The sequence below is a fragment of the Sporosarcina sp. USHLN248 genome (assembly GCF_037144575.1).
In the GTDB taxonomy this organism is placed as follows: Bacteria; Bacillota; Bacilli; order Bacillales_A; family Planococcaceae; genus Sporosarcina; species Sporosarcina contaminans.
In genome coordinates, this window is sequence record NZ_JBBCZC010000115.1 from 1 (window position 1) to 397 (window position 397).

Genomic DNA, 397 nt, shown 5'->3' on the forward strand with positions numbered 1-397 from the left:
GATGTGGCTGGCTCAAGGGTATGAACCTAGCTATCGTACAATTAATCGCTTCCGAGTTCATTCGGAAGTGAAAGAGCTAATTCGCCAATGTTTTGTCCAATTCCGTTGCCAATTGATCGAAGAAAAACGAATCGATCAAGAAGCAATTTTTATTGACGGCACAAAGGTTGAAGCGAACGCAAATAAATTTACATTTGTGTGGAAGAAATCAGTCGATAAATATCACCAGAGCTTAGTTGAAAAGTCTCATCAACTTTATAATGAGCTGCTTGAAAAAGAAATAATACCAGAAATCGAACGGGAAGCCGAAGAAGATTTATCACCGGAAGAACTCGCTCAAATGGTTCAAAAAGTGGACGAAGTGATTTCGGATTATGATAAAAAAATCGAAGAATCG

The 397-nt window shown here is 38.3% G+C and carries 1 protein-coding gene; it reads left to right on the plus strand.

Annotated elements, in window-relative coordinates; genetic code table 11:
- Positions 1 to 397, plus strand: a 397-nt coding sequence (locus tag WFH04_RS18185; protein ID WP_336825731.1) for a transposase, incomplete at both ends; no start/stop codon positions are given.